The sequence below is a fragment of the Bacillus sp. AFS098217 genome (genome assembly GCF_002551815.1).
Classification (GTDB): domain Bacteria; phylum Bacillota; class Bacilli; order Bacillales; family Bacillaceae_G; genus Bacillus_A.
In genome coordinates this window covers 262,219-283,691 of sequence record NZ_NVPR01000032.1, presented here as the reverse complement: position 1 = coordinate 283,691, position 21,473 = coordinate 262,219, and the positions used below count along the sequence as shown (strand labels likewise).

The 21,473-nt window shown below is 37.3% G+C and carries 23 protein-coding genes and 1 pseudogene; 20 read left to right on the top strand and 4 right to left on the bottom strand.

The genetic code is table 11. The features are described 5' to 3' along the window. Positions 1–82: 82 nt before the first annotated feature. Positions 83–238 (bottom strand): sporulation histidine kinase inhibitor Sda, encoded by a 156-nt coding sequence (locus COO03_RS09730; RefSeq protein WP_141523183.1) that lies wholly within the window; start codon positions 236–238, stop codon positions 83–85. Positions 239–484: 246 nt separating this feature from the next. Here COO03_RS09730 and COO03_RS09725 point away from each other — a divergent pair, with 246 nt between their 5' ends. The 8 genes from COO03_RS09725 (at position 485) to COO03_RS09690 (ending at position 5,641) form a co-directional block, all read left to right on the top strand. Further along, entirely contained in the window at positions 485–997 is a 513-nt protein-coding gene (locus tag COO03_RS09725) for a YqeG family HAD IIIA-type phosphatase (protein ID WP_097896972.1), read from the top strand. A gap of 3 nt (positions 998–1,000) precedes the next feature. Further along, entirely contained in the window at positions 1,001–2,107 is a 1,107-nt protein-coding gene (gene yqeH, locus COO03_RS09720) for a ribosome biogenesis GTPase YqeH (RefSeq protein ID WP_097896971.1), read from the top strand. A 15-nt stretch (positions 2,108–2,122) separates the two neighbouring features. Beyond that, a complete protein-coding gene (gene aroE / locus COO03_RS09715) occupies positions 2,123–2,956 on the top strand; it encodes a shikimate dehydrogenase (protein WP_097896970.1) in 834 nt (277 codons plus the stop codon). Positions 2,957–2,960: 4 nt separating this feature from the next. Further along, positions 2,961–3,251 (top strand): ribosome assembly RNA-binding protein YhbY, encoded by a 291-nt coding sequence (gene yhbY / locus COO03_RS09710; protein ID WP_097896969.1) that lies wholly within the window; start codon positions 2,961–2,963, stop codon positions 3,249–3,251. Between the two features lie 162 nt (positions 3,252–3,413). Beyond that, entirely contained in the window at positions 3,414–3,983 is a 570-nt protein-coding gene (locus tag COO03_RS09705) for a nicotinate-nucleotide adenylyltransferase (protein ID WP_097896968.1), read from the top strand. Continuing rightward, on the top strand, positions 3,973–4,542 hold the full coding sequence (yqeK, locus tag COO03_RS09700; RefSeq protein ID WP_097896967.1) for a bis(5'-nucleosyl)-tetraphosphatase (symmetrical) YqeK: 570 nt from the start codon (positions 3,973–3,975) through the stop codon (positions 4,540–4,542). Before COO03_RS09705 ends, yqeK begins: the two co-directional genes overlap by 11 nt. Further along, entirely contained in the window at positions 4,539–4,895 is a 357-nt protein-coding gene (gene rsfS, locus COO03_RS09695; RefSeq protein WP_097896966.1) for a ribosome silencing factor, read from the top strand. Before yqeK ends, rsfS begins: the two co-directional genes overlap by 4 nt. Further along, complete coding sequence (locus COO03_RS09690) at positions 4,892–5,641, top strand: class I SAM-dependent DNA methyltransferase (RefSeq protein ID WP_097896965.1); 750 nt, start codon at positions 4,892–4,894, stop codon at positions 5,639–5,641. The genes rsfS and COO03_RS09690 overlap by 4 nt, the downstream gene beginning before the upstream one ends. 172 nt (positions 5,642–5,813) lie before the next feature. Here the strand turns inward: COO03_RS09690 and comER are convergent, their stop codons facing one another. Further along, positions 5,814–6,641: a late competence protein ComER gene (gene comER / locus COO03_RS09685; protein WP_097896964.1), complete on the bottom strand. Its 828-nt coding sequence runs from the start codon at positions 6,639–6,641 to the stop codon at positions 5,814–5,816. Between the two features lie 78 nt (positions 6,642–6,719). Here comER and COO03_RS09680 point away from each other — a divergent pair, with 78 nt between their 5' ends. From COO03_RS09680 to COO03_RS09670, 3 genes are all read left to right on the top strand, one after another. Then, complete coding sequence (locus COO03_RS09680) at positions 6,720–7,319, top strand: helix-hairpin-helix domain-containing protein (protein ID WP_097896963.1); 600 nt, start codon at positions 6,720–6,722, stop codon at positions 7,317–7,319. Between the two features lie 63 nt (positions 7,320–7,382). Next, the gene (locus COO03_RS09675) at positions 7,383–7,940 is read left to right on the top strand and encodes a ComE operon protein 2 (RefSeq protein WP_097896962.1); all 558 of its coding nucleotides are present in this window, start codon (positions 7,383–7,385) and stop codon (positions 7,938–7,940) included. Between the two features lie 177 nt (positions 7,941–8,117). Further along, positions 8,118–10,472, top strand: coding sequence for a DNA internalization-related competence protein ComEC/Rec2 (locus tag COO03_RS09670; RefSeq protein WP_097896961.1), 2,355 nt, complete (start codon positions 8,118–8,120; stop codon positions 10,470–10,472). On the opposite strand, the gene COO03_RS09665 is transcribed toward COO03_RS09670, so the two are convergent. Next, positions 10,469–10,603 carry a YqzM family protein gene (locus tag COO03_RS09665; RefSeq protein WP_041810028.1) on the bottom strand — a complete coding sequence of 45 codons (135 nt, stop codon included), beginning with the start codon at positions 10,601–10,603 and terminating at the stop codon, positions 10,469–10,471. The genes COO03_RS09670 and COO03_RS09665 overlap by 4 nt on opposite strands. A gap of 356 nt (positions 10,604–10,959) precedes the next feature. On the opposite strand from COO03_RS09665, the gene holA reads away from it, so the two are divergent. Further along, positions 10,960–11,970, top strand: a complete 1,011-nt coding sequence (holA, locus tag COO03_RS09660) for a DNA polymerase III subunit delta (protein WP_097896960.1) — start codon at positions 10,960–10,962, stop codon at positions 11,968–11,970. Positions 11,971–12,047: 77 nt separating this feature from the next. Here holA and rpsT read toward each other — a convergent pair whose 3' ends face one another. After that, positions 12,048–12,305: a 30S ribosomal protein S20 gene (gene rpsT, locus COO03_RS09655; RefSeq protein WP_001274013.1), complete on the bottom strand. Its 258-nt coding sequence runs from the start codon at positions 12,303–12,305 to the stop codon at positions 12,048–12,050. Positions 12,306–12,486: 181 nt separating this feature from the next. Between rpsT and gpr the strand changes: the two genes are divergently transcribed. The 8 genes and pseudogenes from gpr (at position 12,487) to dnaK (ending at position 21,398) form a co-directional block, all read left to right on the top strand. Next, positions 12,487–13,590, top strand: a complete 1,104-nt coding sequence (gpr, locus tag COO03_RS09650; RefSeq protein ID WP_097896959.1) for a GPR endopeptidase — start codon at positions 12,487–12,489, stop codon at positions 13,588–13,590. A gap of 19 nt (positions 13,591–13,609) precedes the next feature. Beyond that, positions 13,610–13,951, top strand: a complete 342-nt coding sequence (locus tag COO03_RS09645) for a DUF3679 domain-containing protein (RefSeq protein WP_097896958.1) — start codon at positions 13,610–13,612, stop codon at positions 13,949–13,951. 210 nt (positions 13,952–14,161) lie between these two features. Further along, on the top strand, positions 14,162–15,985 hold the full coding sequence (gene lepA / locus COO03_RS09640; protein ID WP_097896957.1) for an elongation factor 4: 1,824 nt from the start codon (positions 14,162–14,164) through the stop codon (positions 15,983–15,985). Between the two features lie 140 nt (positions 15,986–16,125). Then, positions 16,126–16,500 (top strand): annotated as a pseudogene (locus COO03_RS09635) (winged helix-turn-helix transcriptional regulator). Positions 16,501–16,551: 51 nt separating this feature from the next. After that, a complete protein-coding gene (hemW, locus tag COO03_RS09630; protein ID WP_097896956.1) occupies positions 16,552–17,691 on the top strand; it encodes a radical SAM family heme chaperone HemW in 1,140 nt (379 codons plus the stop codon). Positions 17,692–17,824: 133 nt separating this feature from the next. After that, the gene (gene hrcA, locus COO03_RS09625) at positions 17,825–18,856 is read left to right on the top strand and encodes a heat-inducible transcriptional repressor HrcA (RefSeq protein WP_097896955.1); all 1,032 of its coding nucleotides are present in this window, start codon (positions 17,825–17,827) and stop codon (positions 18,854–18,856) included. Positions 18,857–18,966: 110 nt separating this feature from the next. Further along, positions 18,967–19,536, top strand: a complete 570-nt coding sequence (grpE, locus tag COO03_RS09620) for a nucleotide exchange factor GrpE (protein ID WP_097896954.1) — start codon at positions 18,967–18,969, stop codon at positions 19,534–19,536. Positions 19,537–19,562: 26 nt separating this feature from the next. Next, a complete protein-coding gene (gene dnaK / locus COO03_RS09615) occupies positions 19,563–21,398 on the top strand; it encodes a chaperone protein DnaK (protein WP_097896953.1) in 1,836 nt (611 codons plus the stop codon). The last annotated feature ends 75 nt before the right edge of the window (positions 21,399–21,473 follow it).

Here is a 21,473-nt window from a genome sequence, read left to right as displayed (position 1 = left end):
CCCAAGGATGGGAGTTTCATTTTATTTAAGAGCCATCTTAAGGATGGCTCTTTTTACAAGTGAAGCAGTAATCTATATGTACTCAAGATGATTTGACAAGCTTGTCCTCTAATGAGCGTCTAATAATTTCTTGTTTTATAAGTAAAATGAAGTCGGGATTTAATTTTAGTTCTTTTGCTTTATAATAAGACTCAGTGAGTAACTCAGTAGATAACTGTTCCATATGTTTTGTATTCAAGATGAGTCACCTCCTATAGTAATAAGGCTAGGTTCTTTGTTGCATCTACTGTACCAAAAAAATATGACAGTCACAAATGGATGATTATCCACATATTACCGTGGATAAATTGTGTATGAATTGTTGATAAATTCTAAATTAACCGAAATATTAATATGGAAAATGTGTACAATTTTATCCACAAGTTGGATATCGAAAAATGCTGTCGAAAAATTTTATGAAAAATCCTCAAAGAGGTGAAAGAAATTGAAATTGTTTTTACCAAATGAATACGTGAAAAACGTATATCATGTTCAACCAGAAGATTTAAAGAAACGTGGAATCAAAGGTATTATTACTGATTTAGACAATACGTTAATTGAATGGGATCGCCCGAATGCAACGCCACAGCTTGAAGAGTGGTTTTTAAAAATGCAAGAATGCGGCATTCAAGTAACGGTTGTTTCCAATAATAATGAGCAACGTGTAAAGGACTTTGCTGATCCACTTGGTATTCCATTTATTCATAGTGCACGTAAGCCGCTTGTTCGTGCTTTTAAACGTGCGATGGAGCAAATGAATTTAAGTCCTGAGGAAGTCGTAGTGATTGGCGATCAAGTGCTCACGGATGTATTGGGAGGAAATCGTGTTGGCCTTTATACGATTTTAGTTGTACCAGTAGCGCAAACAGATGGATTAGTAACACGCTTTAATCGAAAGATTGAACGAAGAATCATGAGAAATATGAAGAAAAAAGGTTTAATTAACTGGGAGGAATAAAGTTTGACTGAAACGATTAAATGTATTGGTTGCGGTATAGAAATTCAAACAGAAAATAAAAATGAAGTTGGGTATGCACCGGCTTCATCTTTAGAGAAAGAACAAGTAATTTGTCAACGTTGTTTCCGTTTAAAGCATTATAATGAAATTCAAGATGTGTCTTTAACAGATGATGATTTCTTGCGTATTTTAAATGGAATTGGACAGTCAAATGCGTTAGTTGTCAAAATTGTAGATATCTTTGACTTCAATGGAAGCTGGTTACCAGGATTACATCGTTTTGTAGGACACAACAAAGTATTGCTTGTTGGAAACAAAGCGGATTTAATCCCAAAATCAGTAAAGCATGATAAAGTAAAACATTGGATGCGTTATAGTGCGAAGCAACTGGGATTAAAACCAGAAGATATCTTTTTAATTAGTGCAGAAAAAGGACAAGGTATTCGTGAACTTGCTGAGGCAATTGAACAGTACCGTGATGGTAAGGATGTATATGTTGTAGGTTGTACGAATGTGGGGAAATCTACATTTATTAACCGCATGATTAAGGAATTTAGTGAAGAAACTGAGAATGTGATTACAACGTCTCATTTTCCAGGAACAACGCTTGATTTAATTGATATCCCATTAGATGAAACATCTTCTTTATATGATACACCAGGTATTATCAATCATCACCAAATGGCACATTATGTTGGAAAACAAAGCTTGAAACTGATCACACCAACAAAAGAAATTAAGCCAATGGTCTTCCAATTAAACGAAGAACAAACATTATTCTTCGGTGGATTGGCACGTTTTGATTATATTAGTGGTGGTCGCCGTGCGTTCACTTGCCATTTCTCAAATCGTTTAACAATTCATCGTACAAAGCTTGAAAAAGCAGACGAATTATATGAAAAACACGCTGGGGAATTATTAAATCCACCAACTCCAGAAGAACTAGAAAATATGCCTGAGTTTGTGAAATATGAATTTAATATTCGTGAGGCAAAAACAGATGTTGTATTCTCTGGATTAGGTTGGGTTACTGTGAATGAACCAGGGGCAAAGATTGTTGCTCATGTACCAAAAGGAGTTAGTGTTTCATTACGTAAATCTTTAATTTAATATGGAGAGGGATTTATGAAACAATTATATGGTGTAATCGGAAATCCAATTGGACATTCATTGTCACCACTCATGCATAACGATGCATTTGAGCACTTAAGTATAGATGCTCATTATCATGCGTTTCTTGTAGAAGAAGAGACGTTAGGGGAAGCGGTGAAAGGGTTAAAAGCATTAGGTGCCCTAGGTTTTAATGTAACGACTCCGCATAAAGTTTCAATTATGAAATACTTAGATGAAATTGATCCGTTAGCCAAGCAAATCGGTGCTGTCAATACGGTAGTTCATAGAGATGGGAAACTAATTGGTTATAATACGGATGGAATTGGTTATGTTCGTTCTTTGCAATCAATTAGCAAAGAGCCGCTGCACCAAAAGCGTGTGTTATTACTTGGTGCAGGCGGAGCTTGTCGTGCTATTTATTTTTCACTTGCGGATGTGGGTGTAAAAGAAATTGATATCGCCAACCGAACAGTAGAGAAAGCAGAGCAGCTGATCGCAGGATGTAAAGCGAAGGTTACTTCGCATGCTCTTTCATTAGAGCAAGCAACGGAAAAACAAGAGAATTATGATGTTATCATTCATACAACAACGATAGGCATGCATCCGCATGTACAGCATACGCCTTTGCAAATTCGCTCTTTAAAGCAAGGAACGATTGTTTCGGATATTATTTATAATCCATTTGAGACAAAACTCTTGCATGATGCGAAAGCAAAAGGGGCAATTGTACAAAATGGAATTGATATGTTTGTTTATCAAGGAGCACTTGCATTTGAAATGTGGACAGGACACATGCCAGATATCGATAGAATGAAACAATTAGTAATGAGAAAGCTTGGAGGCTAATGATATGTTAACAGGAAAGCAAAAAAGATTTTTACGTGCAAAGGCACATCACTTAACACCGATTTTTCAAGTTGGAAAAGGCGGCGTTAATGAAAATATGATTAAACAAATTGCAGATGCATTAGAGGCCCGCGAACTATTCAAAGTGAGCGTGCTTCAAAACTGTGAATTTGATCGTCATGAAGTTGCAGAAGAACTTGCGAAAGGTGCAAGAGCAGAAATCGTTCAAGTAATCGGAAGCACAATCGTTTTATATAAAGAATCAAGAGAAAATAAGCAAATCAAACTTCCATAATAAAACGGGATTTGTATAGGGCGTTTCCGGAGTCGATGCTCGCTATGTAGAGGGTGAAGTGCTCACTAATGAGAGTTGGAACAATTAAGCTTTTACGGGCAGTAGGCTCTCTTCATGTTTTTTGAGGAGAGTTACTGCATGTAAAGTAAGGGGGCGTTTCCTTTGAAAAAGATCGGAATTATTGGAGGTACATTTGATCCGCCACATTATGGACATTTGTTAATTGCAAATGAAGTATATCATGCACTGAAGCTAGATGAAATTTGGTTTTTACCAAATCAAATCCCGCCCCATAAACAGGATCGTAATGTTACAAGTGTAGAAAATCGATTGCAGATGTTAGAGCTGGCAACTGAGCAAGAAGCGTATTTTTCTCTTTGTTTAGAAGAGCTAAATAGAGAGGGCCCATCTTATACATATGACACTATGTTACAATTAACAAAGAAGCATCCGGATGTGCAGTTTTATTTTATTATTGGCGGAGATATGGTGGAGTATTTACCAAAATGGTATAACATCAAGAAATTACTTCAGCTTGTAACTTTTGTTGGAGTTGCAAGGCCGGGTTATACATTAAATACGCCTTATGAAATCGTCACTGTAGAGATTCCGGAGTTTGCTGTTTCTTCTTCATTGTTACGAGAGAGATATAAGGAGAAGAAAACGTGCAAATATTTGCTTCCAGAACAAGTACAGGTATATATCGAGAGGAATGGGTTGTATGAATCGTGAGGAAGCACTTGAGATTGTGAAACAACAAATGCATGAAAAACGTTATATACATACAATTGGTGTAATGGAAACGGCAATTGAACTTGCTAAGCTATATGGCGTGGATGAGAAAAAAGCAGAAATGGCTGCTATATTTCATGATTATGCAAAATGTAGACCAATTCAAGAAATGGAAAACATTATTCAGCAGGAAGAGTTGCCGAAAGATTTACTTCAATATAACAAAGAGTTATGGCATGCGCCAGTTGGGGCATACTTAGTAGAAAAAGAAGTGGGTATTACGGATCCTGAAATCTTGCAAGCCATTACATATCATACAAGCGGTCATGAAGAGATGACAATGCTTGATAAAGTTATTTATGTGGCGGATTATATTGAACCTGGCCGTAAGTTTCCGGGTGTGGAAGAAGCGCGCAAATTGGCGCTGGAAGATATAAATAAAGCTTTATTATTTGCCTTAAAACGTACAATTCAATTTTTAATGGAAAAGGATCAAACAATTTATCCATTAACATTTCAAACGTACAATGCAGTTTTGAAGGAGGAAATTACTGAATGAAAGATAGAGATTTATTAGTGTTAGCAGCAAAAGCAGCTGATGATAAAAGAGCAGAAGATATGGTTGTACTAAACATGCAAGGTATTTCACCAATTGCAGATTATTTTATTATTTGTCACGGGAATTCAGATAAGCAAGTACAAGCAATTGCACGTGAAATTAAAGCGAAGGCACATGAACTTCAAATTGACGTACAACGTATGGAAGGCTTCGATGAAGCGCGCTGGGTTCTAGTGGACCTTGGCGATGTAGTTGCACATGTATTCCATAAAGATGAGCGCGATCACTATAATTTAGAGCGTCTATGGGGCGATGTGCCACGTGAAGATATTACAGAAGAGTTAAGCCAATGAGATATGAGCAATTTGCATTGTTGTATGATGAACTCATGAATGATGTCCCATATGATAAATGGGTAGAATTCACAGAGGAAAGCTTACAGCAGGCAGGTATGAAAGAGGCGAAGATTCTTGATGTAGCTTGCGGGACTGGTAATGTAACGCTTCCACTTGTACGAAAAGGTTATGACATGATTGGGGTCGATCTTTCAGAAGAAATGCTAACGGTTGCCCAGCAAAAACTAGGGGGAGAAGGATATCTTATTCCTTTTTATCAACAGGACATGAGAGAACTGGATGTTCCTGGTGAATTCGACTGTGTGACAATCTTTTGTGATTCATTAAATTATGTATTACAAGAAGAGGGGATACAAGAAACATTCAGACGAGTATTTCACCATTTGCGTCAAGATGGTCTGTTTTTATTTGATGTACACTCTTTATATAAAATTCATCATGTATTTCAAAATGAAACGTACACAGTCAATGGGGAAGAAATAGCTCTCATTTGGAACTGCTTCCCTGGTGAAGAATCAAATAGTGTGGAACATGACCTATCATTCTTTGTCCAGGATATAGAGGAAGGGGTATACCATCGTTTTGATGAATGTCACGTACAACGTGCTTATTCAGTTGAATTGTTAACAAAATGGCTTGAAGAAGCAGGTTTTACAGTGCTTCGTGTAACAGGTGATTTTGAACGGATGGAAGTAACCGAACAAACAGAACGTATCTTTTTTGTAGCAAAAAAGAATGGATAAAATAAAAGCAACCGACAAGGTTGCTTTTATTTTATGGAGAATGTGCTATTTTATTTAGAGAAAAATAGAAGAGTGATAGAGATAAATGATAAAAAGAAAGGTTTTGATGAAAAGACAGTGTGAAAAAGTTTAGAAATAGATGAGAGGATTTTGTCTCATGATGGCGTATTCTTTACGTGTGCTTATTAAATTGTTGTTCCACGCCTTCTAAATCTTCATCGTATTTTTCATGTGTTCGTTCGAATAACTTATGGAACATATCTCCGACGTGTCCCTCCAAAATGCGAATGCCCTCTCCTGTGACCCCGCCCTTTACACATACTTTCTCCTGCAAGGTTGGTAATGTAAAGAGTTCTTTTTCTAGTAATTTTCCCATCCCGATAATCATTTCACTGGCTAAAGTAGTTGCTTCCTCGTAGGTAATATTTGTTTTATCTACAGCAGCATCAATGAAACATTGTAATAAGTAACTGAAGAATGCTGGCCCGCAGCTGGCAATATCAGATGAAACTCGTGTAATATCTTCACCAATTACAACAGGGGTAGAAATATTTTTAAATAAAAGAAGTAACCTTTGTTTCCATTCTTCCGAACAGTTTTCTCCAAATGTAAATAATGAGGCACCAGAGAACGCTCGGTTTGTGATGCTTGGAATAATACGTGCGACGTGGCAAGATACAACTTTTTCTAATTGTTTTGCTGATATAGGACTAGTAATAGAAATTAAACATTTTTCCTCTGTAAAGTAGGCAACGTGTTTTTTTAAAAATGGATAGATATCTAAAGGTTTGACGCAAATGAAAATAAGCTGAGAGCGCTCAATTACTTCCTGCGCTGTTTTTGCTATATGAACAGAAGGATACTTCTCTTTTATATGATATGCTTTGGCAGGTGTACGATTAATAATAGTCAGGCACGAAGGTTTGACAGCATGGGTTTCTAAAAATGCATCGATCAATATATTCCCCATGTTTCCTGTCCCTATGATTCCTATGTTCAATGTTTCATCCCTCCTTCGTAACATCTTTCTCCTAAACAATATGAACCATGTTGTGAATTTATGAATTGGAGGTATAAAATGATGTGGAATTTTCAAAAGAAGTGGCTTGCTTTGCTAGGGGGTGTTGGAGTTGTCATTGTACTCTTTTTATGGCAGACGAAGCAACAAACGGAACAACAAACTGTTAAAATCGATACAACGATGAAGAGTGAAGAGAAAAAGAGTAAATTGAAAGCAGCAGATTCAAAAGAGCAGAAAAAAGTAATTATGATTGATATAAAAGGGGCTGTGCATCGAGAAGGGGTCTATGAGATGAGGGAAGGCGAGCGTGTGAAAGATGGGATTGAAAAGGCAGGAGGTTTCTTACCAGAAGCGGATATAGCAAAAGTGAATTTAGCACAAATTGTACAAGACCAAATGCTTCTGCATGTGCCGAGGAGAGGAGAACAAGTACAAGAAACAGCTATATCTTCACAGCAAGGTGGAAAAGTGCAAGTAAATCATGCTTCAAAAGAGCAACTTGAAAAAATAACGGGAATTGGCCCTCGAAAAGCAGAGGCGATTATGAAATATCGAGAAGAACATGGGCCATTTCAAAAAGTGGAAGACTTATTGGAGGTAGGTGGTATTGGAGAGAAGTCACTTGAAAAAATAAAAGATCAAATAATTATTCCGTAAAAGATTGACGAGCTTTTTCTTCTTTCGCTACACTACAAGTAGATAAAAAAAGTAGGTGAAGATATGGAACGAATTTCTTGGGACCAATATTTTATGACACAAAGCCATTTATTGTCACTGCGTAGCACGTGTACAAGGCTTGCGGTAGGAGCAACAATTGTCCGGGATAAGAGAATTATTGCGGGTGGCTATAATGGTTCAATTAAAGGTGGTGTTCATTGTATAGATGATGGATGCTATGTGATCGATAATCATTGTGTACGCACAATTCATGCAGAAATGAATGCTTTATTGCAATGTGCCAAATTTGGTGTAAAAACAGAGGGTGCGGAAATTTATGTTACACATTTTCCTTGTTTACAGTGCTGTAAGGCGATTATTCAAAGTGGTATTACAGCTGTGTACTATGCGCAGGATTATAAAAACCATCCGTATGCTGTGGAACTATTCGAACAAGCAAATGTCACTGTGAAACATGTTCCGTTAGAATATGATATTACATCGATAGAACAGCAAGAACGTCATTGGCAATTAAAAGAGCTGTTCTCCTCTTTAGAAAAAGATGATGTAACAATGGATGAACTACAACAAGTATTCGCTAAAGCAAAAAAAATGCTATAAGTGCGTGTTCAAAAAGGAGGATAAAGAGTGCCGAGCAGTTCGAGGCGCGGAAGCCAGGAGGATACGGAGTGTAGATGGAACTACATGAGTACTGGGCTGGCAACGTAACGAAGAAATGTGACAGTTATCTTTACCGGGCCTTTTGAATATCCGCTATAAGGAAGGGGTGAGTATGAGTTGCGTCGACAATGGGGCTATATTGCAATCTCATTTGTTATGGGGATTGCAATCGCCTGTTCTTCGTTTCAATTGTTGTCTGTTAGTGTATTTGGTTGCTATGTTTTATTCTGTATATATCGTGCTTCGCATAAAGTCCTCATTTTTTGTATACTGACATGTTTCAGTAGCTTTCTCTATACCTCATATATCGAGCAAGAAAACCAGCCGTCTAAAGACCTCCATTCCGAAGTGATAAAAGGAGTGATTCAAAATACGCCTATTATTAATGGAGATCGTCTTTCTTTTCAAATTGAAGATAATCACAAAGATAAGCTGCAACTGTTTTACAAAATTCAATCAGTGAAGGAAAAGGAGCACTTGCGGCAATTATATGCTGGAATGAAGTGCACTTTTAAAGGAGAAATAAAAGAACCGTCTAAAGCGCGTAATGCTCACGGGTTTGATTATCAGGATTATTTATATAAGCAACATGTTCATTTCTTATTTGAAGCAACGGAGATTTCAAATTGTAACAAAAATAAGTTGAGTTTTACAGATTGGCTCTTTCACTTACGACAAAATGCAGTTTCGAAAGTTTCAGAAATGTTTCCCGGGCAATCTGGAGCATTTATGAATGCGTTGTTGTTTGGTGATCGACAACAGATGACATTTGAAGTAGAAAAGCAATATCAACAGTTTGGGCTTATTCATCTACTAGCAATTTCAGGATCGCATATTGTATTGCTGACCGCAATTGGCTACTTTGTTTTACTTCGGATTGGTGTGACAAGGGAAATGGCGACGATATGTCTTATTGTTTGTATTCCGCTGTATATGTTTTTAGCAGGGGTATCTCCATCTGTTATGAGGGCTTCTGTAACAGGGGTTATATTACTATTGGCACTTATCCATTCTGTCCGTATTTCAAGCTTAGATACCCTTAGTATAACGGCTATATTGATGCTTTTATATGACCCTTATATGGTCTTTGATATTGGGTTTCAATTTTCGTTTGTTGGTAGTTTAGCCTTGCTATTGTCTGCCGATATTTTATTGCGACGTGATCAGGGGCTCGTGCGAAACACAATTTATCTTTCTATTATTTCGCAGCTTGCTAGTACGCCTATTTTGTTATATCATTTTGGTTATTTTTCTCCATATAGTGTCTTTCTCAATCTTATATTTGTCCCATTCTTATCCTGCATTGTATTGCCGTGTAGCATTATTATTTTTATATGTATGATATTTGTTCCTCTTGTAGCGAAATGGATTGCGCATGGATTATCGGTATGTTTAACATTCTCTAATGAATTTCTTCAGTACTGTGAAACCCTCCCGTTTCTACGCCTTACCTTCGGACAAACACCTCCATTTCTTGTAGTCATATATTGTTTAAGTTTAATTAGTATCTTCATCGTGTGGGAAAGAGCGGTTAGAAAAAAGTTTTTGTTTTTAGCTGTTGGATTGTTTCTTTTCGTATGTACTTGTCATTATATGTCTCCTTATTTTCGCCCGAGCGGAAGTGTTACATTTATTGATGTTGGACAAGGGGATGCAATATTAATTCGCCTTCCGTATGAAAAAGGGGTATATCTTATTGATACGGGAGGAACAATTCCGATTAAAAAAGAGCCTTGGCAACAGAAGAAACATGAGTTTTCTGTTGGATATGATATCCTCCTCCCATTTTTACAAAAGGAGGGGATTCGTACAATTGATAAGCTATTTGTAACGCATGGCGATACGGATCATATGGGAGCGGCTAAAGAATTATTATCCTCTATCGCTGTAAAAGAAATCATATTTGGAAAGAAGCAAGAAGATTCCATATTAGAAAAAGAATTGAAGAAAATTGCGAAGAAAAAAGGTATACAGATAAACGTGGTAGGAGAAGGAGATGGCTGGAAAGTAGATGAAGCGGAATTTACGGTGTTGTCCCCAGAAGGAAAAGAAAAAGATGATAATGATTCCTCCATTGTCCTATGGGCGAAACTAGGAGGGTTTACATGGCTGTTTACGGGGGACTTAGAAGAAAAAGGGGAGAGGCGTATAATAGAGCATTATCCAGAGCTATATGCGGATATTTTAAAGGTTGGGCATCACGGGAGTAAGACATCATCTTCTGCGTCTTTTTTACATCTTATTCAACCTAAGAAAGCAATTATTTCCGCTGGAGAACATAATCGATATGGGCATCCGCACCAGCAAGTGTTAGAGCGCTTAAGGGAGATGGACATTGAAATATGGCGTACGGATGAGCAAGGGGCCATTTCCTATGTTTTTCAAGGGGAGAAAGGAACGTTTCAGAGTAAGTTGACATATGATGAAACACAGAAAAGATTGAAAAAGAAGGCCGCAAGCAGCAGCCTTTAAGAACCTATAAATTTAATGATTGTTGCTATAATGAAAAGTGTTGCGAAAAAACCAAATGAAACGATAAAACCTACCCCTGAATCAACAGCGTCATTACGTTTACTTTGAACGTTTTGTTCAAATTCATTCATTTAGAATCCCTCCCCAACATTCCACTTTAGTATAAAATATTGTCAGAAAAAAATCTACATTTTCCATATGGAGATAAATAGAGCGTGTTATGTATTTTTCCACGAGTGTGTGATGGTAAAAGAGGAGAATTTTGATTTCCAAGCATGTTAACAGTTGGCACTTATACTTGAATGACGGTTGTGAATAATAAAAGTAAAGTGGTTACCGCACACCAATAAGAATCCCGGGGCTTATTGCGTGGCGTTTTATATAGATAAAGGAACGGGTAATTGCAGCCTGTTCCTTTGTACTTGTAAAACAAAAGATACCGCATTAGTATAAAGATATATTGCCAAGTTAGGGAGTAGGAAAAAGTATGAGTGATATACATAAGAAAATCAAAAAGAAACAGTTTGCACCACTTTATTTATTATATGGAACGGAAGCTTATTTTATAAATGAAACGATAAAGCTGATAACAACGGAAGCGCTCGTTGAAGAGGATCGTGAATTTAATGTTGTCACATATGATTTGGAAGAGGCATATTTAGAAGATGTAATAGAAGATGCAAGGACGCTTCCTTTTTTCGGAGAACGTAAAATACTATTAATAAAATCGCCATTATTTTTAACATCACAGAAAGAAAAATTGGAGCAAAATATAAAGATTTTAGAAGAATATATTGCTGAACCTTCTCCATTTTCGATTGTCGTATTTGTAGCTCCTTATGAAAAGCTAGATGAGCGGAAAAAAATCACAAAATTATTAAAGAAAACAGCCGAAGTAGTAGAAGCAAATGAGATGCAAGTACAGGACGTCAGAAAGTGGGTTGTAGCCCGTGCAGACGAAGCACATGTGTACATTGAAGATACAGCTGTTAGTTTGCTGTTAGAGCTTGTAGGAAGCAATGTAACGATGTTAGCCAAAGAAATGGATAAGTTGACTCTTTATGTTGGTACGGGCGGTGAAATTACAACAAAACTTGTGGCAGAACTTGTACCGAAATCGGTTGAACAAAATGTATTTGCTTTAACAGAAAAAGTGGTAAAAAAAGATATTGCAGGAGCGATGCAAATTTTAGACGGCTTATTTACTCAGCAGGAAGAACCGATTAAATTGCTTGCGCTATTAGTAAGTCAATTCCGTTTGCTGTATCAAGTAAAAGAATTACAGCAGCGTGGATACGGACAAAATCAAATTGCTTCACATATTGGGGTTCATCCATACCGAGTAAAGTTAGCGATGAATCAAACGAAATTTTTCTCATTTGAAGAGTTGAAAAAAGTTATTTTAGAGTTAGCTGAAGCTGACTATAGTATGAAAACGGGGAAAATGGATAAGAAACTTGTTTTAGAATTTTTCTTAATGCGGCTAAATCATATGTAATAAAAAGTTCATGCCATTTGCTGCATGAACTTTTTTGCATATAAAAAAACGACCCAAATGGATCGTTTTTAAACGCCTTACGCGTTTACTTGTTTCGCTAAGCGAGATTTTTGACGAGCTGCAGCGTTTTGGTGGATAAGACCTTTACGAGCTGCTTTGTCAAGTTTTTTAGAAGCAGTTTTGAAAGCTTCTTTAGCATTTTCAAGATCGTTATTAGTAACTAAAGCTTCTACAGTTTTAACAGCTGTACGCATGTCAGACTTAATAGAAGCGTTATGTGCACGACGCTCTTCGCTAAGTTTAGCGCGTTTGATAGCAGATTTGATGTTTGCCATACTTTTCACCTCCCTGGTGCGATCGAGTGACTCGATACTTACATAGAACAAGTGATATTCTATCAAACAGAGAAGAGAATTGCAATAGCGAGATCAATGAAATTTCATGTAAAGGAAAGAATGACCTTATATAGTTTAGGGAAATCTAACTATATTTACTATGAATTACGGAGGAGATATGATGAAAGAACCGCTAGATTTAAGTAAATATAATGTTAGAACAGACCTTGCAGTAGAGGCGCATCAAATGTTACAAGAACGTCAACAAGAACAAAATAGTGTGCAGGGCGTTGTTGTAAAAGAGCGTGAAGAAGAGGGTATTACCATTACAAAAGTGATAATTGATGAAAGTGCTTCTGAATCAATGGGTAAAAAGCCAGGGAATTATTTAACACTTGAAGTACAAGGGATTCGCCAACAAGATACGGAACTTCAGCAAAAAGTAGAACGTATTTTTGCAAAAGAATTTTCTTATTTATTGGAAGAAATCGGAATAACGAAAGAAGCAAGTTGTTTAATTGTAGGATTAGGGAATTGGAATGTTACACCAGATGCGCTTGGTCCGCTTGTTGTAGAGAATGTGCTTGTGACACGCCACCTTTTTAAATTACAGCCTGAAAGTGTAGAAGAGGGATTTCGTCCTGTCAGTGCGATTCGACCAGGTGTAATGGGAATTACGGGAATTGAAACGAGTGATGTAATTTACGGTATCATTGAAAAAACAAAACCAGACTTTATTATTGCGATTGATGCACTTGCGGCGCGTTCTATTGCACGGGTAAATAGTACGATACAGATTTCAGATACAGGGATTCACCCTGGCTCAGGCGTGGGAAATAAACGGAAAGAATTGAGCAAAGAGACACTTGGTATTCCTGTTATTGCCATTGGGGTTCCGACGGTTGTTGATGCAGTTTCCATTACGAGCGATACAATCGATTTCATCTTGAAGCATTTTGGGCGTGAAATGAAAGAAGGGGATAAACCGTCTCGTTCTTTATTACCAGCTGGCTTTACATTTGGAGAGAAAAAGAAATTAACAGAAGAGGATATGCCAGATGAAAAAAGTCGAAATATGTTTTTAGGAGCAGTGGGCACTTTGGAAGATGAAGAAAAGAGAAAATTGATTCATGAGGTGTTAGCCCCTCTTGGTCACAATTTAATGGTGACACCAAAAGAAGTAGATACGTTTATTGAAGATATGGCGAATGTAATAGCGAGCGGTTTAAATGCTGCACTTCATCATCAAGTTGATCAAGATAATACAGGTGCATATACGCATTAATGAGAAGAGGCGAGAGTAGTTGAGTCGATTTGCACTCCAGTGTGTGAGCTGTGTTATTCTGCTTTTGTTTGTGATGTTGATTGGGATTGGAATCGCTAATCATGGTTTAAAGAGTATGAAGGGATATCGTCAGCCAACGTATGAACAAATTGCTCATATGACAGGGACAGAGAGTTCAAGTGTTGAAACGGAAATTTTAGGTGAGACGTTTTCTGCATGTAAAAAACAAAAACAGTTAGAAAGCCTTAGGAGCTTTAATGTTGTAGAAGGATTTGGGATGGGGATTGCAGAATTGACTCGAAATATTGCTAAGTTTGGGACGGATATAGTGATTGGAAAAATAAAAGAAATTTTTAGCTAATTGGAAGGATAAGAGAAGGTTGTCTTATAGTTTTGTAAGACAACCATTTTTTATTTGAAAAAGGTTTGTCTCTTGCACTTTGCTCGCATAAGATAAAGATAGGATGATTTGTCTTGTAAGCAGCACGAGTTTTCATTGAATCTTTGCTGCTCTATTGATATAATCAGTGCTAGTGTATATTGGCGAGACTATTAGGAGTTGAGAACATAGATGAATAAAGAAGAAAGAGCAAAAAGGCAGTCTAACATTCGTAACTTTTCCATCATTGCTCACATTGACCACGGAAAGTCAACGTTAGCAGACCGTATTTTGGAGAAAACAAACGCTTTAACACAACGTGAAATGAAAGCTCAATTACTTGACTCTATGGATTTAGAGCGTGAGCGTGGCATTACAATTAAATTAAATGCGGTTCAATTAAAGTACACAGCAAAAAATGGCGAAGAATATACGCTTCACTTAATCGATACACCAGGACATGTCGACTTTACGTACGAAGTATCTCGTAGTTTAGCGGCTTGTGAAGGTGCAATCCTTGTTGTCGATGCAGCGCAAGGTATTGAAGCACAAACATTAGCAAACGTATATTTAGCGCTTGATAATAATTTAGAAATTTTACCGGTTATTAATAAAATCGATTTACCGAGCGCTGATCCAGAACGTGTTCGTCAAGAAGTAGAAGATGTAATTGGTTTAGATGCATCAGAAGCTGTACTTGCTTCCGCAAAAGCTGGCATTGGTATTGAAGACATTTTAGAACAAATCGTTGAAAAAGTACCAGCTCCAGAAGGTGACCCGGAAGAGCCGCTTCAATGTATGATTTTTGACTCTTTATATGATCCATACCGCGGTGTAATTGCATATATCCGTGTTGTAAACGGTACAGTAAAAGTTGGCGATAAAGTACGTATGATGGCAACTGGTAAAGAATTTGAAGTGACAGAAGTAGGTGTATTTACACCGAAAACAACGCAATGCGAAGAATTAACAGTAGGTGATGTAGGATTCTTAGCGGCATCTATTAAAAATGTAGGAGACACACGTGTTGGTGATACCATCACACATGCGAAACGTCCAGCAGCGGAGCCGTTACCAGGGTATCGTAAATTAAACCCAATGGTATTCTGTGGTTTATATCCAATCGATTCTGCACGTTATAACGATTTGCGTGATGCGTTAGAAAAACTGGAATTAAATGATTCGGCTCTTGAGTTTGAACCAGAAACATCTCAAGCGTTAGGATTTGGTTTCCGCTGTGGATTCTTAGGTTTACTTCACATGGAAATTATTCAAGAACGTATTGAACGTGAATTCAAGATTGACCTAATTACAACAGCACCAAGCGTTATTTACAAAGTGTATTTAACGAATGGAGAAGATATGATTGTAGATAACCCATCTAATATGCCAGATCCTCAAGCGATCGATCGTGTGGAAGAACCATTTGTAAAAGCGACAATTATGGTTCCAAATGATTACGTTGGGGCTGTAATGGAAATTTGCCAAGGTAAACGTGGTACGTTTATTGATATGCAATATTTAGATGAAACACGTGTTACGTTAACATATGAAATCCCGCTTTCTGAAATCGTATATGATTTCTTCGATCAACTAAAATCAAATACGAAAGGCTATGCATCATTTGATTACGAGTTAATCGGCTATAAACCATCTAGACTTGTGAAGATGGATATTTTATTAAATAATGAACAAGTCGATGCTTTATCATTTATCGTACACCGTGATTCAGCGTACGACCGTGGTAAAGTAATCGTAGAAAAATTAAAAGAATTAATTCCAAGACAACAGTTCGAAGTGCCGATTCAGGCGACTATTGGAAACAAAGTTGTAGCACGTTCTACAATTAAGGCGATGCGTAAAAATGTACTTGCAAAATGTTACGGTGGTGACATTTCTCGTAAACGTAAACTTCTTGATAAACAAAAAGAAGGTAAAAAACGTATGAAGTCTGTTGGTTCTGTAGAAGTGCCACAAGAAGCATTCATGGCTGTATTGAAAATGGATGATAACTAATAAGAAAGAAGCCGTTTGTGCGGCTTCTTTTTTATATCGGTATACTTTTTTAGACAACTATAAATCTCTCCTTTACAATAGTGAGGATGCTTTTCGTGTAAGGAGAAAAAGAGGATTGATATAGAGTTAGGAGACGAATGATGTCTGAAAATATTCGGAAAGATATTCAAGAAAAGATACAAAATGGTGATTTTAATTGTGAAAAGGAATTGGCTCTTTCCATTATTAGCTGAAAATAGAAAGTTGTAATTTTATGGCATCTAGGTGTGGAAGGACCGCATCGCTTTAGTGAGTTACAAAGACTATTTTCAAATATCTCTCACAAAGCTTTGTCAAATCAATTAAAAGAATGAATGGAAGATGGGATTATTGGCCGGACAGTATATCCAGAAGTGCCTCCGCGCGTAGAATATTTTATGGAGGATTTAGGCATGACACTTTTACCAATCGTCGAAATGATGTATGATTGGGAGAAAATGCGAATGAAGCAAATTCGCAATGGGTTAGAGAAGTAAAGGAGCCTCCGAAATGCGGAGGTTTTCTTTTTAGAAAGGTAGGAGTAAAGTTTGATGCAAGCTGCATATATTCATATTCCGTTTTGTCAGCATATTTGTCACTACTGTGATTTTAATAAAGTATTTATTGAACGTCAGCCTGTTGTTCAATATTTGGAGTATTTAGAAAAAGAGATAATAAATACGGTGCAAAAGGTACCGTTTGAAAATATGAAAACAATTTTTGTTGGGGGCGGGACACCAACAGCGTTAAATATGGAGCAGACGAAAAAACTTCTTGATATTATTAATCGTCGTTTGCGTCGGTTTGCTCCAAACTGTGAATTAACGTTTGAAGCGAATCCTGGAGATTTACCGAAAGAAAAATTGAACCTTCTATTAGAGGGCGGTGTGAACCGAATTAGTTTTGGTGTGCAAACGTTTCGAGATGAACTGTTAGAGAAGATTGGACGTAAGCATACGAGAGAAGATGCGTTTGTAGCAATTCGTGAAGCGCAGGAAGTTGGTTTTACGAATATTAATGTCGATTTAATTTATGCATTGCCAGGGCAAACGATTGAAGATGTGAAAGAAACGTTAGATATCGCTTTCACACTCGGTGTTCAACATTTCTCTGCGTATTCTTTAATTGTTGAACCGAAAACTGTCTTTTACAATTTAATGAATAAAGGGAAATTAAGGCTTCCTGGTGAAGACCATGAGGCGAAGATGTATGAAATGGTAATGGATGAGATGGAGAAGCATGGTTACCATCAGTATGAAATTAGTAATTTTTCAAAAGAAGGATATGAAAGTAGACATAATCTCACATACTGGAATAATGAACAGTATTATGGTTTTGGAGCTGGTGCTCACAGTTATGTGAATGGAGAGCGAATCCAAAATGTTGGTCCACTGAAACAATATTTTTCTAAAATTGATGAGACGGGATTCCCTTATCTAGATGTTCATGAAGTGACGAGAAAGGAAAGAATGGAAGAAGAACTATTTTTAGGACTTAGGAAAACAAAGGGTGTTTCTAAACTAGGATTTCAGAAGAAGTTTGGTATAGAAATGGATGAAATCTTTGCGAAGCAATTGTTACAGGGTAAAGAACATGGGTTGCTTCAGAACAAAGATGACTATGTTTGTTTGACGAGACAAGGTAAGTTATTAGGGAATGAAGTATTTCAATCATTTTTAATTGATTAATGTAATGTCCGGTAGGTGTGAAAAAGTTTCTCTATTTCGTGACGTTTCCGTTGACAATTCAATGTCAATTTTGGTAAGTTATTAATAGATTTAGCACTCGAAGATAAAGAGTGCTAACAGAGGTGATGATGAGATGCTTACGGAACGTCAGCTCTTAATTTTACAAACAATTATTGATGACTTTATTGGATCAGCGCAGCCTGTTGGGTCAAGAACGTTGGCTAAAAAAGATGAAATTACATTTAGTTCAGCTACCATTCGAAATGAAATGGCTGATTTAGAAGAACTAGGATTTATTGAAAAAACGCACAGTTCTTCTGGACGTGTCCCCTCAGAAAAAGGGTATCGATTTTATGTAGACCATCTTTTAGCGCCACAGAACTTACCACATGAGGAGATTGTGCAGATTAAAGATTTATTTGCTGAAAGAATTTTTGAAGCAGAGAAAGTTGCACAGCAATCAGCTCAAATTTTATCGGAACTCACAAATTATACGGCGATTGTTCTTGGGCCGAAAGTGAGTACAAATAAGCTTAAAAATGTACAAATTGTTCCGCTGGATCATCAAACAGCAGTCGCGATTATTGTAACGGATACAGGGCATGTACAAAGCAAAACGATTACCGTTCCGGAATCTGTTGATTTATCAGATTTAGAAAAGATGGTTAATATTTTAAATGAAAAGCTATCTGGTGTACCGATGGCGGAATTACACAATAAAATTTTAAAAGAGATTGTGACAGTTCTCCGTGGATATGTCCATAATTATGATAGTGCAATAAAAATATTAGATGGTACATTTCAAGTGCCTTTATCGGAAAAGATATACTTTGGCGGGAAAGCCAATATGCTTTCGCAGCCGGAGTTTCATGATATCCAAAAGGTACGCTCCTTGCTGACAATGATCGATAATGAAGCCGCGTTTTACGATATTTTGCGTAATAAACAAGTCGGTATTCAAGTGAAAATCGGCCGAGAAAATTCTTCGACTGCAATGGAAGATTGTAGTTTAATTTCTGCAACGTATTCCATTGGAGAAGAACAGCTTGGAACAATTGCAATCCTAGGTCCGACGAGAATGCAATATTCTCGTGTAATTAGTCTGTTACAATTGTTTACAAGACAATTTACAGATGGTTTAAACGGAGTGTATAAATCAAAATAATAAATTCGCTCGAGTAATGAACAGAATCATTGCTGGTGTGTAACATAAAATTTATGCTTGGATGCTCATGCCCAGCGTGAGCTCTAGTGCCTTTTAAGGAGGTGAAAGTTGTGGAAGAGCGTAACGAACAAGTAGTTGAAGAAGCGAAAGAAACGCAAACTGAGGAATCTATTACAGCAGAAAACAATGAAGAAACTGTAGTAGAAGAAAAAAGTGAAGCGGCTCTTTTACAAGAAAAGGTAGATGAATTGCAAGCGAAATTGACGGAAACGGAAGGTCGCACACTACGTCTACAAGCTGATTTTGAAAACTATAAGCGCCGTGTTCAATTGGATAAGCAAGCGGCTGAAAAATATAGATCACAAAGTCTTGTGTCAGATATTTTGCCGGCTCTTGATAACTTTGAAAGAGCGATGCAAGTGGAAGCGAGCGACGAGCAGATGAAGTCCTTACTACAAGGGATGGAAATGGTATATCGTCAATTGCTAGAAGCACTGATTAAAGAAGGTGTTGAAGCGATTGAAGCTGTTGGTAAACAGTTTGATCCACATGAACATCAAGCTGTTATGCAAGTAGAAGACAGCGAGTTTGAATCAAACGCGGTTGTGGAAGAATTTCAAAAAGGCTATAAGCTAAAAGATCGTGTGATTCGCCCATCAATGGTAAAAGTAAATCAATAATTCACATAAATGTAGGAGGTTTCGCCATGAGTAAAATTATCGGTATTGACTTAGGTACAACAAACTCTTGTGTAGCTGTTATGGAAGGTGGAGAACCAAAGGTTATCCCAAATCCAGAAGGGAACCGTACAACACCTTCTGTTGTAGCTTTCAAAAATGAAGAACGTCAAGTTGGGGAAGTAGCGAAGCGTCAAGCAATTACGAACCCAAATACAATCATGTCTGTTAAACGTCATATGGGTACAGACTACAAAGTAGAAGTTGAAGGTAAAGATTACACACCTCAAGAAATTTCTGCAATCATTTTACAAAACTTAAAAGCTTCTGCTGAAGCGTACTTAGGTGAAACAGTAACGAAAGCTGTTATCACAGTACCAGCATACTTCAACGATGCAGAGCGCCAAGCAACAAAAGACGCTGGTCGTATTGCTGGTTTAGAAGTAGAACGTATTATTAACGAGCCAACAGCAGCTGCGCTTGCTTACGGTTTAGAAAAACAAGACGAAGAACAAAAAGTTCTTGTATACGACTTAGGTGGCGGTACATTTGACGTATCTATCCTTGAATTAGCAGATGGAACATTTGAAGTTATTTCAACTGCTGGTGACAATCGTCTTGGTGGTGACGACTTTGACCAAGTTATCATCGATCATTTAGTAGCTGAATTCAAAAAAGAAAATAACATTGATTTAAGCCAAGATAAAATGGCACTTCAACGTTTGAAAGATGCAGCTGAAAAAGCGAAAAAAGATCTTTCTGGTGTAACACAAACACAAATTTCATTACCGTTCATTAGTGCTGGAGCTGCTGGTCCATTACACTTAGAATTAAACTTAACAAGAGCGAAATTTGAAGAGCTTTCAGCTAGCCTTGTTGAAAGAACATTAGAACCAACTCGTCGTGCATTAAAAGATGCTGGTCTTTCTCCAAGTGAATTAGATAAGGTTATTCTTGTTGGTGGTTCTACTCGTATTCCAGCTGTACAAGAAGCGATTAAACGTGAGACTGGTAAAGAACCATATAAAGGCGTTAACCCTGATGAAGTTGTAGCATTAGGTGCTGCAGTTCAAGGTGGCGTACTTACTGGTGATGTGAAAGGCGTTCTATTATTAGACGTAACTCCACTTTCTTTAGGTATTGAAACTATGGGTGGCGTATTCACAAAATTAATCGATCGTAACACAACAATTCCAACAAGTAAGTCACAAGTGTTCTCAACTGCTGCTGATAACCAGCCTGCAGTAGACATTCACGTATTACAAGGTGAGCGTCCAATGTCAGCTGACAACAAAACATTAGGTCGCTTCCAATTAACAGATATCCCGCCAGCACCACGTGGTATTCCACAAATCGAAGTAACATTCGATATTGATGCAAATGGTATCGTAAATGTACGTGCGAAAGACTTAGGCACAAGCAAAGAACAAACAATTACAATTCAATCTTCTTCAGGTCTTTCTGATGAAGAGGTAGATCGTATGGTTCAAGAAGCAGAAGCAAATGCTGATGCTGACCAAAAGCGTAAAGAAGAAGTTGAACTTCGTAACGAAGCTGACCAACTTGTATTCCAAACAGATAAAGTTGTAAAAGATTTAGAAGGTAAAGTAGATGCAGCTGAAGTAGCAAAAGCAACAGAAGCGAAAGATGCATTAAAAGCGGCAATCGAGAAAAATGATCTTGATGAAATCCGTGCGAAAAAAGATGCACTTCAAGAAATCGTACAACAATTAACTGTAAAATTATATGAGCAAGCTCAAGCAGCTGCTGGCGCTCAGCAAGCAGAAGGTGCACAAGGTAACGCTGGTGCAAAAAATGACAACGTAGTTGACGCTGAGTTTGAAGAAGTAAAAGAAGACAAGTAATAAAGTAAAACAACATAAGTAAGATGACAAAAAGTCAAAGTCAAGCGTGCCTTGGCTTTGGCTTTTTTCACGAAT

Excerpts from the sequence above, each read along its gene's own strand:
- lepA (WP_097896957.1), top strand. The coding sequence starts at position 14,162 with ATGAATAAAGAAGAAAGAGCAAAAAGGCAGTCTAACATTCGTAACTTT.
- rpsT (WP_001274013.1), bottom strand. The coding sequence starts at position 12,305 with ATGGCAAACATCAAATCTGCTATCAAACGCGCTAAACTTAGCGAAGAG.
- yqeK (WP_097896967.1), top strand. The coding sequence starts at position 3,973 with ATGAATCGTGAGGAAGCACTTGAGATTGTGAAACAACAAATGCATGAA.
- rsfS (WP_097896966.1), top strand. The coding sequence starts at position 4,539 with ATGAAAGATAGAGATTTATTAGTGTTAGCAGCAAAAGCAGCTGATGAT.
- COO03_RS09690 (WP_097896965.1), top strand. The coding sequence starts at position 4,892 with ATGAGATATGAGCAATTTGCATTGTTGTATGATGAACTCATGAATGAT.
- COO03_RS09680 (WP_097896963.1), top strand. The coding sequence starts at position 6,720 with ATGATGTGGAATTTTCAAAAGAAGTGGCTTGCTTTGCTAGGGGGTGTT.
- yhbY (WP_097896969.1), top strand. The coding sequence starts at position 2,961 with ATGTTAACAGGAAAGCAAAAAAGATTTTTACGTGCAAAGGCACATCAC.
- aroE (WP_097896970.1), top strand. The coding sequence starts at position 2,123 with ATGAAACAATTATATGGTGTAATCGGAAATCCAATTGGACATTCATTG.
- dnaK (WP_097896953.1), top strand. The coding sequence starts at position 19,563 with ATGAGTAAAATTATCGGTATTGACTTAGGTACAACAAACTCTTGTGTA.
- holA (WP_097896960.1), top strand. The coding sequence starts at position 10,960 with ATGAGTGATATACATAAGAAAATCAAAAAGAAACAGTTTGCACCACTT.
- gpr (WP_097896959.1), top strand. The coding sequence starts at position 12,487 with ATGAAAGAACCGCTAGATTTAAGTAAATATAATGTTAGAACAGACCTT.
- COO03_RS09665 (WP_041810028.1), bottom strand. The coding sequence starts at position 10,603 with ATGAATGAATTTGAACAAAACGTTCAAAGTAAACGTAATGACGCTGTT.
- COO03_RS09675 (WP_097896962.1), top strand. The coding sequence starts at position 7,383 with ATGGAACGAATTTCTTGGGACCAATATTTTATGACACAAAGCCATTTA.
- hrcA (WP_097896955.1), top strand. The coding sequence starts at position 17,825 with ATGCTTACGGAACGTCAGCTCTTAATTTTACAAACAATTATTGATGAC.